15 protein-coding genes are annotated in these 15,471 nt (G+C 38.7%); 2 read left to right on the top strand and 13 right to left on the bottom strand.

Annotated elements, in window-relative coordinates; genetic code table 11:
* Positions 1 to 2: 2 nt before the first annotated feature.
* The 8 genes from DPX34_RS13405 to DPX34_RS13370 all read right to left on the bottom strand — a co-directional run bounded on the left by DPX34_RS13405 (position 3) and on the right by DPX34_RS13370 (position 6,657).
* Positions 3 to 2,108, bottom strand: a complete 2,106-nt coding sequence (locus tag DPX34_RS13405; RefSeq protein ID WP_111978957.1) for a chemotaxis protein CheA — start codon at positions 2,106 to 2,108, stop codon at positions 3 to 5.
* A gap of 4 nt (positions 2,109 to 2,112) precedes the next feature.
* Positions 2,113 to 2,475 (bottom strand): response regulator, encoded by a 363-nt coding sequence (locus DPX34_RS13400; protein ID WP_111978956.1) that lies wholly within the window; start codon positions 2,473 to 2,475, stop codon positions 2,113 to 2,115.
* 28 nt (positions 2,476 to 2,503) lie between these two features.
* Positions 2,504 to 2,782, bottom strand: coding sequence for an STAS domain-containing protein (locus DPX34_RS13395; RefSeq protein WP_111978955.1), 279 nt, complete (start codon positions 2,780 to 2,782; stop codon positions 2,504 to 2,506).
* Between the two features lie 97 nt (positions 2,783 to 2,879).
* Positions 2,880 to 3,500 carry an SCO family protein gene (locus DPX34_RS13390; protein WP_111978954.1) on the bottom strand — a complete coding sequence of 207 codons (621 nt, stop codon included), beginning with the start codon at positions 3,498 to 3,500 and terminating at the stop codon, positions 2,880 to 2,882.
* Complete coding sequence (cyoE, locus tag DPX34_RS13385; protein WP_111978953.1) at positions 3,493 to 4,395, bottom strand: heme o synthase; 903 nt, start codon at positions 4,393 to 4,395, stop codon at positions 3,493 to 3,495. The genes DPX34_RS13390 and cyoE overlap by 8 nt, the downstream gene beginning before the upstream one ends.
* Positions 4,388 to 5,407, bottom strand: coding sequence for a COX15/CtaA family protein (locus DPX34_RS13380; RefSeq protein WP_111978952.1), 1,020 nt, complete (start codon positions 5,405 to 5,407; stop codon positions 4,388 to 4,390). The genes cyoE and DPX34_RS13380 overlap by 8 nt, the downstream gene beginning before the upstream one ends.
* Positions 5,408 to 5,410: 3 nt before the next feature.
* Positions 5,411 to 5,947 (bottom strand): redox-active disulfide-containing membrane protein, encoded by a 537-nt coding sequence (locus DPX34_RS13375; RefSeq protein ID WP_111978951.1) that lies wholly within the window; start codon positions 5,945 to 5,947, stop codon positions 5,411 to 5,413.
* Positions 5,926 to 6,657: an SURF1 family protein gene (locus tag DPX34_RS13370; RefSeq protein WP_157964728.1), complete on the bottom strand. Its 732-nt coding sequence runs from the start codon at positions 6,655 to 6,657 to the stop codon at positions 5,926 to 5,928. The genes DPX34_RS13375 and DPX34_RS13370 overlap by 22 nt, the downstream gene beginning before the upstream one ends.
* A gap of 30 nt (positions 6,658 to 6,687) precedes the next feature.
* Between DPX34_RS13370 and DPX34_RS13365 the strand changes: the two genes are divergently transcribed.
* Complete coding sequence (locus DPX34_RS13365) at positions 6,688 to 6,894, top strand: DUF2909 family protein (protein ID WP_111978949.1); 207 nt, start codon at positions 6,688 to 6,690, stop codon at positions 6,892 to 6,894.
* Between the two features lie 77 nt (positions 6,895 to 6,971).
* Here the strand turns inward: DPX34_RS13365 and DPX34_RS13360 are convergent, their stop codons facing one another.
* From DPX34_RS13360 to lexA, 5 genes are all read right to left on the bottom strand, one after another.
* Positions 6,972 to 7,853 (bottom strand): cytochrome c oxidase subunit 3, encoded by an 882-nt coding sequence (locus DPX34_RS13360; protein ID WP_111978948.1) that lies wholly within the window; start codon positions 7,851 to 7,853, stop codon positions 6,972 to 6,974.
* Positions 7,837 to 8,412: a cytochrome c oxidase assembly protein gene (locus DPX34_RS13355; RefSeq protein ID WP_111978947.1), complete on the bottom strand. Its 576-nt coding sequence runs from the start codon at positions 8,410 to 8,412 to the stop codon at positions 7,837 to 7,839. Before DPX34_RS13355 ends, DPX34_RS13360 begins: the two co-directional genes overlap by 17 nt.
* Positions 8,412 to 10,001 (bottom strand): cytochrome c oxidase subunit I, encoded by a 1,590-nt coding sequence (gene ctaD, locus DPX34_RS13350; protein WP_111978946.1) that lies wholly within the window; start codon positions 9,999 to 10,001, stop codon positions 8,412 to 8,414. The genes DPX34_RS13355 and ctaD overlap by 1 nt, the downstream gene beginning before the upstream one ends.
* Before the next feature lie 18 nt (positions 10,002 to 10,019).
* Positions 10,020 to 11,177 (bottom strand): cytochrome c oxidase subunit II, encoded by a 1,158-nt coding sequence (gene coxB, locus DPX34_RS13345; RefSeq protein WP_438938518.1) that lies wholly within the window; start codon positions 11,175 to 11,177, stop codon positions 10,020 to 10,022.
* Positions 11,178 to 11,577: 400 nt separating this feature from the next.
* Positions 11,578 to 12,198 carry a transcriptional repressor LexA gene (gene lexA / locus DPX34_RS13340; protein WP_111978942.1) on the bottom strand — a complete coding sequence of 207 codons (621 nt, stop codon included), beginning with the start codon at positions 12,196 to 12,198 and terminating at the stop codon, positions 11,578 to 11,580.
* A 238-nt stretch (positions 12,199 to 12,436) separates the two neighbouring features.
* Between lexA and plsB the strand changes: the two genes are divergently transcribed.
* Positions 12,437 to 14,872, top strand: a complete 2,436-nt coding sequence (gene plsB, locus DPX34_RS13335) for a glycerol-3-phosphate 1-O-acyltransferase PlsB (RefSeq protein WP_111978940.1) — start codon at positions 12,437 to 12,439, stop codon at positions 14,870 to 14,872.
* The last annotated feature ends 599 nt before the right edge of the window (positions 14,873 to 15,471 follow it).

Genomic DNA, 15,471 nt, shown 5'->3' with positions numbered 1-15,471 from the left:
ATTTATCTAGCTCCAGCATCTTGTTTCCCCGCAAGAGCGTTTACCCGTACCGCTTTACGTAAACCGGCTAATTTGACTAAACCAATGATGTCGATAATTAAGGATACCGTGCCATCACCAAGAATGGTTGCCCCTGAAATACCATCAACTTTACGATAATTAGCTTCTAAACTCTTAATTACAACTTGCTGCTGCCCAAGCAATTCATCAACCCAAATACCAACTTTGCCATTGTCGCTTTCAACAACAACGAGTAGCCCTTCAGTTAATTTAGAGCAATCGGCTTGGTGATTAAAAGCTTGATGTAAACGAATAATCGGTACGTATTCATCACGAAGGCGCAAGACATCATATTCACCGCCAACATTATTAACTTTGCTTGGGTCAATCTGTAATGACTCAATAATATTGATGAGTGGAATGATGTAGATATGATCGGCTACGCGAATTAATTGGCCATCTAATATTGCTAACGTTAGGGGTAAGCGAATAGTAAATGTAGAGCCCTTTCCTTTTACCGATTGCAATTCAACAGAACCATTTAATGCTTGAATATTACGTCGAACAACATCCATCCCAACACCGCGGCCAGATAGGTCACTGACTTCATCGGCAGTCGAAAACCCAGGTTCAAAAATAAGTTCATTAATTTGCTGTTCGCTTAAGTCATCTGATTCTTTTATCAAGCCATTTTCGATGGCTTTCGATTTAATTTTGTCAGTATTTAAGCCTTTGCCATCATCGACAATTTCAACAACAACATTACCACCTTGATGATAAGCATTTAAAGTTAACGTACCGGTTTCTTCTTTACCCGTTGCCAATCTTTCTTCAGGTATTTCAATACCATGGTCCATCGAGTTTCGAACTAAATGCACCATCGGGTCAGAAATTTTTTCCATTACCGTTTTATCTAATTCGGTATTTTCACCGCGTAAAACTAAATTGATTTTTTTATTTAACTTTTTACTGGTGTCTCGAACTAAACGAGGAAACCGACTAAAAACAAAACTAATAGGCAACATACGAATACGCATAACACTTTCTTGTAAATCACGCGTATTGTGCGCAAGCTGCGCCATGCCTTCTTGAATACTAGCTAGCTTGCTTTTATCAAATTCACCATCCGTTAATTGCGTTAACATAGCTTGTGTAATAACAAGCTCACCAACCATATTGATTAACGAATCGACTTTATCAATACTGACTCGAATAGAACTAGATTCGGTAGCTTTAGATTGAGTTGCTTCTTTTTTAGGAGCCGGCGGTGGAGTAACTACTGCACTTGATTCAGTTGATGCATTAGTCAGATTTTCAGGCTTTGAATCTTGGGTGTTTTCTGTTTCGACAGGCAGTCTGTCACCAGCATCGTCTTTATTATCAACCAAATTTGATGACTGAGTAATTTCAATTTCTGATTCATCAATGATCCAATCAAAAATTTCAGCAATATCTTCTTCTTTACATTGCGATGTGAGATCGATTTGCCAGCTTAAATATAAATTATCAGGCTCAACTGCATTAAGCATCGGCACTAAACTTACATCTATTGCTATTTTTGCATCACCCAGCTCCGCAATTTCTTGCAGCATAAAAATAGGCTCGTTACCTGTTTTTAGTATATCAATACCGGGCTTTAAAGAGATATGCCAATGCGTATCAAGAGTTGAGGTAGCAGGTGTAACGTCGCTTGGTGCTTCATCATCACCTGGAGTCTCATCGCCATTGAGTATTTTTTCAAAAGCTAACTTGAGCGGTTGAGCTAATTCAACATCGGGCTCTTCGTTATTGCGCAAACAATTAAGCATGTCACGCATGCAGTCAACTGACTGTAAAAACAAATCAATTTGGTGCTGGGTAAGCAGTCGTCTGCCGTCGCGTATTTGATCAAGCAGTGTTTCTATAACATGCGTAAATTCAGAAACCGAATTAAAGCCAAAAGTACCACTACCTCCTTTTATTGAATGAGCAGCACGGAAGATTGTATTAATGGTTTCATTATCAGGCGTACCAGGCTCTAAACCCAGCAGTTCGGATTCCATGGCATCTAAGCCTTCAAAGCTTTCTTCAAAGAAAACTTCGTAAAACTGACTGAGGTCAACGCTCATAAATTTATCTCAAAACTTTATTTATCGTTGCTAATAATTGGTCTGGATTAAACGGCTTTACGATCCAACCTGTCGCACCAGCCGCTTTACCTGCTGATTTTTTATCTAAACCTGATTCCGTTGTTAACATCAGCATGGGTGTATATTTAAATTTATCGATTCCGCGTAATTCTTTAATTAACGTAATCCCATCCATGTTCGGCATGTTTACATCCGAGATAATGAGATCGAAATCTTGATTTTGAGCTATTGCTAAAGCATCTACACCATCTTTAGCATCTGTCACATCAAAACCCGCTTTTTTTAGAGTAAAAGACACCATCTGGCGCATCGATGCTGAATCGTCAACTGCAAGAATTTTTTTCATGTAGCAATTCCTATTAAAATGTTTTTTATTATTGAAGTGATAAATAGTCGGTAAGAGCAAGAGCTTTTACAGCAGAAACAAAGGCGGAACTTGGCGACTCCCAATGTATAGTTAAGTCGCTAACCGTAAGTGATTTTTTTAACGAGACCAAAAGCTGTATGACAGCGGAATCGATTTTAACAACTTGACTTGCGTCAATTGTAATTGAAGAGCCTAGTAAATAGACTTCGTTCAATTCATGTAGCAAAGTATCTGCTTGTGCAATTGTCGCGTTTTCGGTTAAAACAACCGTTATTTCATCAGCCATAATGATTAGTTATTCAATAGTTTAAGTTTGATTTACAAACTTTGTTATCACCCTAAATCAATATTAGAACGCCTGTGGAAATTTGCCATTTTTATAGTTAAATATTTTTTAAAAGTAGGATCAAACTTTTAAAATCAACCGATGGCGGCTGCTTTGTGAAATCAGGTTTGATTAATGCAGCTATGTTTCCTTCAGGGTTAATAAGTACGATTGAAGCTGAATGATTTACGAGGTAATTACTTTTATTTTCCCCTTCTGTCATTGAATAAACTAAGCCTAAACGCTGAGTAAAAGGTAATAATTGCGGGTGAGGCGCAGTCACGCCAATAAATTCAGGATGAAAGAAAGGTACGTATTCCTTTAAAACAGCAAGTGAGTCACGTTGTGGATCGGCGGATATCATCACCACTTGGACATTATCTTTTATTGCTTTTAATTCAGGATAAACAGCAGCTAGCGATAACATCGTTGTTGGGCAAATATCAGGGCAATGCGTGTAACCCAAAAACAAAAACGTCCAACGCCCAAGTAATTCGCTTTGCTGAAAATTCATTCCCGTATGCTGACTTAAATTAAACTCGCCTACAGGTCGAACAGGCTGATAAACCCTGATATTTTCTAAATTATCAGCGGGATCAGATTTAAATAAAAAAACCTGACTTAAGCTTCCTAAAAGCAAAGCAATAAGTAAAACAACAACATAAATTTTATTAGACATATAACATCATAAAGTGATCAACAAGTAAGGCAATAAACAATACCATTAAATGAGAAATTGAAAACTTAAATAATTTATAAGCTAAACCATCATATTCATTAAACTTTAATTGAATAGCCAAATATAAAAAATAGCTATTAAGTAAAACCGCACTCATTAAATATAAAAGACCCGACAAACCAAATAGCCAAGGAAACAATCCAACAACAAAGAGTAAAATGGAGTACAACACAATCATTGTTTTAGTAAACGCTTTACCGTGGGTCACAGGCAACATAGGGATCTTAGCTTTGGCGTAATCTTTTTCTCGATGGATCGCTAATGCCCAAAAATGAGGAGGCGTCCATGTGAAAACAATAATGACCAACAAAAAAGCATTGGGATCAATTTGATTCGTTATTGCGGTCCAACCAAGTAAAGGCGGCATAGCACCTGCGAGCCCACCAATCACAATATTTTGTGGCGTCGCTCGCTTTAAATATAAAGTGTAGATAACCGCATAACCGACTAGAGATGCCAAGGTTAAATGAGCCGTTAGCCAATTAACCATTAACCCTAAAATAAGATAACCTAAAGAGCCAATAATACCCGCAAAAATCATCGCATTAGTTTGACCAATACGCCCTTTAGCAACAGGCCGGTTATAGGTTCTAGCCATTAATAAATCAATACGATAATCGACAACATGGTTAATTGCAGCGGCAGCAGAAGCAAGCAGGCCAATGCCAATTAAACTCATTAACATTAAACCGATATCCGGTAGCGTCGGTAAAGCGAGCATCATACCGACTAAAGCGGTTAACAATATCAATAAAACCACTTTGGGCTTGGTAATTTCAACGTAATCATTAACGATTGATACGAGCTCTTGTGTATACGCTTGTTTATTAAGCATGCTCAACTCCTTGTTGGTTCGACTCACCTTTAAAACCAGCATTAAGTAAATAAAATGAAAAAACTAACGACGTTAATAACAAAAGTGCAAAAGCATTATGACTAACAGCAACAGCTAAAGGTAATGTAAACAAAATATTACTGACCCCTAAAGCGACCTGAGTGACTAACAAAACGCTTGTAATCAGAGTTAATTTTTTTATCACAACTGAAGACAGCCATCGATACTGTAAAATTAAAAACACAATAACAGCGACAGAAGTAATAATAGCCCAAACTCGGTGACTCACATGGATCGTTAACCGAGCGGCGTAATCGAGTACACCATACTCATATGATTCTGCAACGGGACTAATCAAAGAAAATGCTTGTGCCGGTTTTAACTGTTGCAACCAATCCCCTTGGCAAATGGGTAAATCCGTGCAAACCAAAGCGGCATAATTAGAAGAAGTCCATCCGCCTAATAATATTTGAATAACCAAAACCGCTAAAACGGTGATCGCACCTAATTTTAAATATTTAATTTTTGGAGGGCTAGGCGGTGAAAAAAGCTTAATTTCAAACGCGTTTAAACGAAACCACAGCAATGCGAGCAAGCAAAAAATACTAAATCCCCCTGCTAAATGCCCCATTACAACAACCGGCATTAAATTAAGCGTTACCGTCCACATACCGAGTGCAGCTTGAAAAATAACAACCGCTAACAATAAGGCAGTATGTTTTCGATACTTACGCAAACGCCAAGCCCAAATAGCGATCGCCAAGATGAATAAACCCAAAGTACCGGCCACATAACGATGGATCATTTCGTTCCATGCTTTATTCACTTCAATTTTTCGTTCAGGGAAAGCTTGCTGAGCCTGAGCCATATCAGCAGGCTTTGGCACCGTCAGCATACCATAACACCCAGGCCAATCAGGGCAACCTAGCCCGGCATCGGTTAAACGCGTAAACGCGCCAAGAATCACAACAATCAAGGTTAAAACAAGTGAAAAGGCGACGAGTTTTTTCATTAACTACCCAACCTTAGAAAGCTTTAGCATTTTATTTAAATCTCGCAACATATCGCGAGCAGCCATAATGGCATCTTGCTTTTCGATTCCTACGTGATAACGCATCATGACATTACCTAATGGATCAGCAACATATAAAGCGTTGGGTTGATCAGCTAAAAAGTTAAATTTTTCATGTGTAATGTTAGTCAGTAAAGTGACATCATATTGAGTTAGCATTTCAGATTGTTCTGTCAGCACAATAGATGAAACACGGTCTACATTTTTACCTAATGCCACTCTAACTTGTTGCAAAGCATACAAACTATTTTGGCATTCACTATCACAGTTATTTTTCGCTTTATACATAATTAACCATTTACCATTTACACTTTGTGGTACGGCTAAAGCATGTTGGCGAATAGGCTGTAACAATTCACCTTTATTCGTACTTGCGGGTGTAAACCAATTCATTTTTAACATGACAAAAGCACAAACAACAGGCAATACAAATGCGACAATAATCATACCTAACTGCGTTATTTTTTTATTTTTAGGCATATCTGTTTAAATCTCCAACAAGTTAATAAAAATAGAGTGGCGGCTAATGCAAACCATTGCACAGCATAAGCTTGGTGTTTCTCAGGCGACATCACCACAGGATGCCAATGAGATTTAAATTGCGTAAAACCACTATCATCTTGTAGTAAGACAAAAGGCTGTAAGATTAAGTCTAGCTCGTTAGCGATTTTTGCAACGGATAATTGATGCATTCTTTTTGGATAAGTACTACCGATTAAAGCGTCACTCATAAATGGGTTTTGTTCAGGAAAATGTACAATGGCGTTAAAACTAATAACATCAGCGGGGGGCTGCACGCGTTCAGCAGGGTTAAGTTGAATATCTGCAGCTATCCAGCCTAAATTCACTAACGCGGGTAAATGCCCCTGAGGATAAAAAAGCCCTATTACATCAAACCCTAATTGACCATCTACTATTTTATTTTCTATCAGCCAAGTGTATCGAACATCAAATGAACCTTTCACACGAACGGGAAAGTCTTGCTGTAATTCGGCGGGTAACGGTAAATGCAACAAATCTTGCTGTCCAAGACTGACCAATTGCTCTATTCGGAGTAATCTCGATTCTTTTTCAATAGAGCGCTCAAGCTGCCACCACCCAAGCTTGATTAAAATGCACAAAAGCAAAAAAATAATAACGACAGGGATAACTTGGATTTTCTGACAAAATGCGCCTACAGTAATTTGCAAGGCAACCTCTTTTTTATTAGTTAGCAGATTATGATCATTAAAATATTGATAGTTATATTATTTTTACTTGTTGTTTTTAGCTTATTTAAAGCACTTTTTATTATGTTAAAAGATGATAAAGCCGTTTCTATGAGTCAGGTTTTAGGAAAACGTTTAATTAGTTCTATTACTATTTTAGCCATTATTCTCATTTTTGCGTCATTAGGTGTCATACAACTCAACCCGACACCTATTTAATTTTAAACACGTCTACCAGATTAAATTTGACTACGATTTTGCTGGTTAACAAATCATTATTAACCAGTGCTTTACCATTAGATAATATAAACAAAGATAAATAACCCAAGCCAAACAACATCAACAAAATGCCAATACCAACTGGCGGCTTGAAAAGCGAAATGATTATCGGGACTAAAATGTCCTTTCATAACCCGCAGCAACATAACAATCAAAAATAGAGTTCCCATCGTAACGTGCATACCATGAAAGCCCGTTAGTAAATAAAACGTGTTACCGTAAATTCCCGAATCTAATTTTAAATCCATATCTTGATATGCATGCATATACTCAAGCACTTGCAAGCCTAAAAAAACACAACCAAAAGCGACCGTTGCGGCTAACAAAAGCGTTAGTTGAGTGCGCTTGTTTTTTTCTAGCCCAACATGAGCATAATGCAGGGTTACAGAAGAGGCTAATAGAATGAGCGTATTAATTAAGGGTAAGCCTCCCCAGCCCATCGCTGTTGTTTCGGTGCCATCAGGCGTTTTAATTAATGGCCAAATAACCTCAAACGCGGGCCATAATACTTCATGAGTCATTGCATTGTTATCAGCCCCTCCAAGCCAAGGTACGGATAATATGCGAGCGTAAAAAAGCGCACCAAAAAAAGCACAGAAAAACATGACTTCAGAAAATATAAACCAAATCATACCTTGTCGATAAGAGCGCCCTAATTGAGCATTGTACATCCCTGACATCGATTCTTTAACTTGGTCTCGAAACCAACCAAACATCATGAGTAACACCGAGATGATGCCAATAATTAAGACTATTTTCCCCCAACCGGGATCTCCTGATTGATGTATTTTAGCCACCGTTGTTCCGGCACCCAACGCAATTAAAAAAAGTGAAAAAGCCCCGACGATAGGCCACGGACTTTGTGCCGGTACATAATATTTATCAGAGTGATTCGACATTTCTCTTGCCCTCTTGAGAAACAGAAACAACCGCTCCCGTTCCTACTTTATATAAGGTATATGAAACAGTTAACAGCGATATAGAGTGAGGTAAGTCACGATCTAAATAAAACTTCATCGGATAAGTAACCGTTTCATTTGCTTCGAGTTCTTGCTGTTGAAAACAAAAACATTCCGTTTTATTCAAAAACAATGATGCTTGTCCTGGCGATACAGAAGGAATAGCTTGCGCATAAGCTTGTACATCACTTGGATTTTTTACCGTAAAAGCCACTTCAGATAATTGCCCAGGGTGTAATTGCACACGTTTAGTTAAGGCTTCAAACGTCATATTATTACCATTGGCAATCCGTGTAATAAATTCAACCGTAACCAAACGACTTTCATCAACCGTTTGCAGCTCGTCTTCAGATGCATTCACGACAACACGCCCGTTAATTCCGGTAATTTGACAAAAAACATCATATAAAGGCACAAGCGCAAAGCCAAAACCAAACATAAAGGCAACCGCTATACATAAACGATAAATCAGCTTTTTATTATCTGGCTTGGTTTCCATTATTTGATTTCCGGTGGCTTATCAAACGTGTGATATGGCGCTGGTGATGGTACTTGCCACTCTAGCCCCTCTGCACCTTCCCATACTTGAGTGTCAACCGGTTTGCCTTTTTTACGACACGCTTTAATCAATAGCGCTAAAAAAATAAGCTGCGATAACCCAAATGCAAAACCACCAATACTGATCCATTGATTAAAATCAGCAAATTGAATTGAATAATCCGGTATCCGACGAGGCATGCCGGCTAATCCCACAAAATGCATAGGAAAGAACAATAAATTAACCGAGATTAGTGAGCACCAAAAATGCGCTCTAGCCAGTGTTACGTCGTACATCACCCCCGTCCATTTTGGTAACCAATAATAGGTACCCGCAATAATAGAGAAAATAGCGCCAGTCACTAACACGTAGTGGAAATGTGCAACAACAAAATAAGTATCATGATATTGGAAATCAGCAGGCGTAATAGCCAGCATCAAACCGGAAAAGCCCCCAATAGTAAAAAGAATAATAAAAGCAATGGCAAATAGCATGGGTACTTCATAGGAAATAGAGCCACGCCACATCGTCGCCACCCAGTTAAAAACTTTCACCCCTGTCGGCACTGAAATAAGCATGGTGCAATACATAAAAAACAGTTCGCCAAATACCGGCATGCCAGTGGTAAACATATGGTGCGCCCATACCACAAAAGACAACAATGCAATGGATGCTGTTGCATATACCATCGACGAGTAACCAAATAATTTTTTACGGCTAAACGTCGGTACAATAGCAGATATCACACCAAAAGCCGGTAATATCATGATATACACTTCAGGGTGACCGAAGAACCAAAATATATGCTGAAACATAACGGGGTCACCGCCGCCCGCCGCATCAAAAAAGCTAGTTCCAAAAAACTTGTCAGTTAAAACCATGGTTACAACGCCTGCGAGTACAGGCATAACGGCAATAAGCAAAAATGCAGTAATAAACCATGTCCATACGAATAACGGCATTTTCATCCAAGTCATGCCAGGCGCACGCATGTTCCATATTGTAACAATGACATTGATCGCCCCCATAATGGATGAAATACCCATGATATGAACAGAAAATACAAACAAGGCCGTTGAATCACCTGAATAAGTAGTCGAAAGTGGCGCATAAAATGTCCATCCAAAAGCGGGTCCACCGCCCTCCATAAACAAAGACATGAGTAAGATAAGAAAAGCGAAAGGCAAAATCCAAAAGCTAAGGTTATTCATGCGAGGTAACGCCATATCCGGCGCACCAATCATTAAAGGGATCATCCAATTAGCTAAACCCGTAAACGCAGGCATCACGGCACCAAATACCATTATCAAACCATGTACCGTTGTCATTTGATTAAAAAAGTGAGGCTCTACAATTTGCAAACCCGGCTGAAATAACTCAGCACGGATCACCATCGCCATCGCCCCACCAATTAAAAACATAATAAAGGCAAACCATAAATAAAGTGTGCCAATATCCTTATGGTTTGTTGTATATAACCAACGCTTTATACCAGTGGGTATTGCGTGGTGTTCATCATGATCATCTTGCTCTTGAACGAGAGTTGTCATTATTATTCACCGCTCTTATTAGTTATTTTGCATGAATTCAAAAATATCTTTTACTTGCACTAAATCACCCGTGTTATTACCCCACGCATTACGTTCATAGGTTATAACCGCAGCCATTTCTTTTTTCGTCATTTGCTTACCAAAGGCCTGCATCGCGGTACCACCAACACCATTAATAACAACTTCGATATGTTGTTTAATATCACCAACCGCAATTGCACTCCCTGCTAACCCCGGAAATACGCCAGGTAATCCCATGCCATTAGGTTGGTGACAAGCCGCACATTTGGCCATGTAAGCTCTTTCACCTTCTGCCATTAATTCATCAAACGACATATTCATAGCCAGTAAGCGTTGCTCTTCTTCTTTTGCGGCTTGGCGACGAGAGACGTCTTGACTAAGCCAAAGCTCAAACTCGGCAGGCTCTTTAGCAATAACAACAACAGGCATAAAGCCATGATCTTTACCGCATAACTCGGCACACTGGCCACGGTAAATACCCGGTACATCTACGTTGGTCCATGCTTCATTAATAAAGCCCGGGTTAGCGTCTTTTTTAACCGCAAAATCAGGCACCCACCAAGAATGGATCACATCATCTGAAGTCATCAAAAATCGTACTTTTTTGCCCGTAGGAATAACCAAAGGTCGATCAACTTCAAGTAAATAGTTTTTACCTTTTGCCCATTGGTTGTTTATTTGCTCAGTTGGCGTTGCCAAAATACTGTAAAAATCAATATCATGATCCATATACTTGTAATGCCATTTCCATTGCGAGCCCGTCACTAAAATAGATAAATCAGGCTCACTCGCATCCTCCATCGCGATAAGGGTTTTTGTCGCAGGTATTGCCATTACAATTAAAATAATAAATGGGATAACGGTCCACGCGATTTCAACTTTTACACTCTCATGAAAATTCGCCGCTTTATGACCATTTGATTTACGATGAAAAAACATAGCCCAAAACATTAAACCAAACACAACCACACCGATCGCGGTACAGATCAAAAAAATCTGCATGTGTAAATCATAAACATCTGCGCTTATAGAAGTAACACCTCGGGTCATATTTAAAGGCATTGGTTCAGAACTTTCAGCCGCAAAAGCAAAACTGAATACATTAGATAATATGAGGGATATTGATATTTGTAGAATTGATACCTTGTTCTTCACCAAACAACTCCTCTTGTCGGCTAGAGAACTCAATCCGTATTAACATTTGTGACACGAATGAGTTTTAGCGTTCCAACTTTATTTTTATTAGATCTCTCGCTAAATACCTTCCAAATAACAAACTAGATAGCGATAGTGTTTTATTTTTATACAGGCTACTAATAGAAATTAGTCAACGAAGTGTTGTTCGTCCAACTTTTTTACGATTATTTAACATTAATTTAAAAACTAAAGTAATAACAAAAACAAGATAAAATTGGGAAGAGAGGAATAAGATATTAAAGACAAGAAAAATGAAAAAGGAATGACGAGGTATCAAATTTATATGCCTCAGGTATTAAAAGATGCAAGCTCCGCAACTTATAATTATTGAGGCATATAAATGATATAAATAAGTAGGTTACATCCAGGTCGTATTTCGGATCACACCAACCGCAATACCTTCAATTTCAAATGAAGTTGAATTAAGATCAACTTTGATAGGTGAAAATTCCGTGTTTTCAGCATGTAATTGAATAAGCGATCCGGTTTGCTCAAAGCGTTTTACCGTTACATCATCTTCAACGCGAGCAACAACAACTTGACCATTTCTAACTTGCGTCGTTTTATGTACGGCTAATAAATCACCATCCATAATCCCAATATCTTTCATACTTTCACCTTCTACACGCAACAAAAAATCAGCGCTAGGTTTAAATAAACTAGGATCAACTTGATAACGACTTTCAACATGCTCTTGCGCTAAAATAGGCGTACCAGCTGCAACTTTACCAACAAGGGGTAATCCCATTTCCACATTATTTTCATTCGCAGCGACTAAACGAATACCACGACTTGTGCCAGGCATAATTTGAATAGCCCCTTTACGCGCTAAAGCTTTTAAATGTTCTTCTGCGGCATTTGGCGATTTAAAACCGAGAGTCGTTGCAATTTCAGCTCGAGTTGGCGGCATGCCCGTATCATTAATATTATTTTTTATCAGTTGTAAAATTTCAGCTTGTCTTGGCGTTAATGGTTTCATAACAACATCCTATACCTTTAGTTAACTGTTAGTATATACAGGCTGTATAAAATCGCAAACTTGGAACCAATAATTATGCTTTGTATTAATATTGCACAGATAAAGTTCATTAATTATATTTGTTACGTATTTATCTATACGGCAGAACACATGAATATATAATTAATATGGTCAGATCCATGCTACGTGTTATCATAAGTGTTATATGAACATTGCTTTTTTTCTTAAAAAATAAATTATGAACGCTTTAAATTCTTTGCTTATTAACATCGTTAAATGGCCTTTTAGACCTTTGATCCGCACGAAAGTCATTCCTGCAAAACTCAGTGAATTATTGAGTGTTGATAACGATCGTTCAATTTTTTATGTTTTAAAAGAGCAATCACTATCTGATTTATTAGCGTTGCAGCGCGTGTGCAAAAAACAAAATTTACCCGACCCGTTTTCTCCTGTTAATTTAGAAGGTAAAGAATACACCCGCTACATTTGCTTAGATAAACTACCATCATCACTTCACCTTAAACGTAGCCCGACAGATGCTGAGCCGCAAGTTCATCAACTCTTAACGCAGCATAAAGAAAATCAATCGTTGGATGCACAATTAATACCGGTATTTTCGACTTGGGGCCGCTACCCCGGTAAAACAAAATCTGAAGCAGATCTGGTTTTTAATGACCAGAAAAAACCGAATGCATTAAAAAAATTCTTTATTGTTTTATTTTCAGGTCGACATAATTTAATTCAATTTAGCCAACCGTTATCTTTACGTGAAATTGCAGATGATCATGGTACCGATCATAAAATAGCGCACAAACTTTTACGGGTAGCACGTTTTCACTTTCAACGTCAACGGCTCGCTATTGCAGGACCTAAGTTATGGGATCGTTCTCTACTCATAAATGGCTTACTCGCTTCTCCTGCCTTAAAAAAAGTAATTGAAGATGAAGCCAAAACTAAAAACATTAGCACTCAAGAAGCCCGTGAACTCGCTAAAGGGTACTTAAATGAAATGGCGGCAGACTATCGCGAAAGTGTCGTTCGAGTCGGCGATAAATTGCTAACATGGATTTGGAATAAGCTTTATCATGGCATTCATATTAAAAACGTAGAAAACGTGCGTAAGTTAGCTCACGAAGGACACGAAATTGTTTATGTGCCTTGTCATCGAAGTCATATGGATTATTTACTTTTAACCTATGTTATCTATCACGAAGGTTTAGTGCCACCGCATATTGCAGCAGGCATCAATCTCAACTTTTGGCCAATGGGCCCTATATTTAGAAAAGGCGGTGCATTCTTTATGCGTCGTTCATTCCGAGGTAACAAGCTCTATTCCGCAGCGTTTAGAGAATATCTAGTTCAGCTAATGAGCAGGGGTTATGCCGTAAAATATTACCCTGAATCTGGCCGCTCGCGTACAGGCCGCTTATTAAAACCGAAAACGGGGATGCTTGCGATGACCGTACAATCGGCATTGCGGGGTCTTGACCGTCCTATTTCTTTAGTGCCTGTTTATATTGGGTATGAGCATGTAATGGAAGTAAGCACTTACATGAAAGAGTTAAGAGGCGAAGCAAAAGAAAAAGAATCGGTTTGGCAAGTCCTTGGTATTCTCAAAAAATTACGTCACTTTGGTCAAGGTTATGTCAACTTTGGTGAACCCATTAATTTGAACAAAGCGTTAACGGCAGCGAATCCGACTTGGCGTGACAATATTCACCCAACGACAATGCAAAAACCGACTTGGTTTCCAAGCTTTGTCAACGAAATGAGTCAGCAAGTCATGAGCCACATCAATCAAGCGGCGGCTCTTAATGGGGTGAATTTAACCGCCCTCTCTTTGTTAGCGGCGCCAAAACACTCATTATTTAGAGACGATTTAGAAACTCAACTCAAACTGTGTATCGCATTAGTTGAAAAGGACGCTCCTTTTCCACAATTAACATTACCGCCTGATACACATCAAAAAGTATTGCTCGACCACGCCATTGGCATGGAAAAATATAAAGTAGAAAAGGGTAAAACGGATATTATCTCACTGAGTGATGATGAAGCCATTTTACAAACTTACTACCGCAATAACATATTGCATGTCTATTTATTACCCTCACTCGCCGCAGCCTGCTTGATTTCACATAACGAATGCACACGAGACATGATACTCGCGCAATGGAAAATTATTTTAGGTGTGATGGCCGGTGAGTATTTTTTACGTTTTTCAGATGATGAGCTGCGCTTACATCTTGAGCATATAATAACAACTTTACTCAATCATAAATTGTTAACGCAAGAAGGCGATAAACTCACGGCGATTAAACACACGGAAGCAAAATATCAACAATTGCACCTTTTAAGTGTTTACGCGCAAGAAACCCTACAACGATACGCTATTGTTATCGCTGCATTTGAAGGCAAAAAAGCAATAACTCGGATTGATTTAGAACGCTCGGCACTCGATCATGCAAAACAACTTGCTAGGTTACACGATATTAAAGGGCCTGAATTTGTCGATAAAAGTATATTGAGCCAATTTGTTTTGAAATTACGCGAGCTTGATTATTTAGAATCAAACGATGAAGGCTTACTGCTCTCGACTGCACATTTAGATGCTTTACAAGACATCGTATACGCCCTAATTGAAGGTGACGTGTTAAATACCATACGTCACCCATAAACTATAGTCAAAGCGATCGGGTTTTAGGGGCCAGTTTCTAGTTCCAGACGAAACCGAAGTACTTACATCCATGTAAGCAAAGCCGTCAAAGCTACCGCGTCCTGCTCTCGCCCCTTACCTGCATCCATGCAGGCAAGCTTCGAGACCCCATGAGCATATACTCTACTATGTGATTGGGGCGAGTATGCGCTGACAATGAACCATAAAACCTGAGCGAGAAGACTATACATGCTGAAAACGCGATTTCGATTTAAACTGAGGTCGCGCGCCCTGAAAACCATTCGCTGTTTGTCAAACCATAACATTTCATGAATATTGACGACTCAATATACTAAAAAAATCTTGTTATATAACCCTTAGCTCTGATTATTAGCAAAGCGTTATTAAATTGCTGTAAATATTATTTGACTTCAAAGCCTGAAAAAACAAAAATACACCTATAAGTATTTAATTAATTCGACTTAGGACTTTTTTCTGTGAATACCTTCTTTTTATACGTTAACTTACTCAACCTGTCTCTCTTAAGAGCACGGGTGACTTGTTTCGTATAGAATATATCTACTGAGTCGAAACAAAAACCCGTGCCATGAGCGCGGGTT

Source organism: Algibacillus agarilyticus, assembly GCF_003286125.1.
Lineage (GTDB): Bacteria > Pseudomonadota > Gammaproteobacteria > Enterobacterales > Alteromonadaceae > Algibacillus > Algibacillus agarilyticus.
The sequence above is the reverse complement of the archived record's forward strand: the minus strand, read 5'-3'. Positions and strand labels throughout refer to the sequence as shown.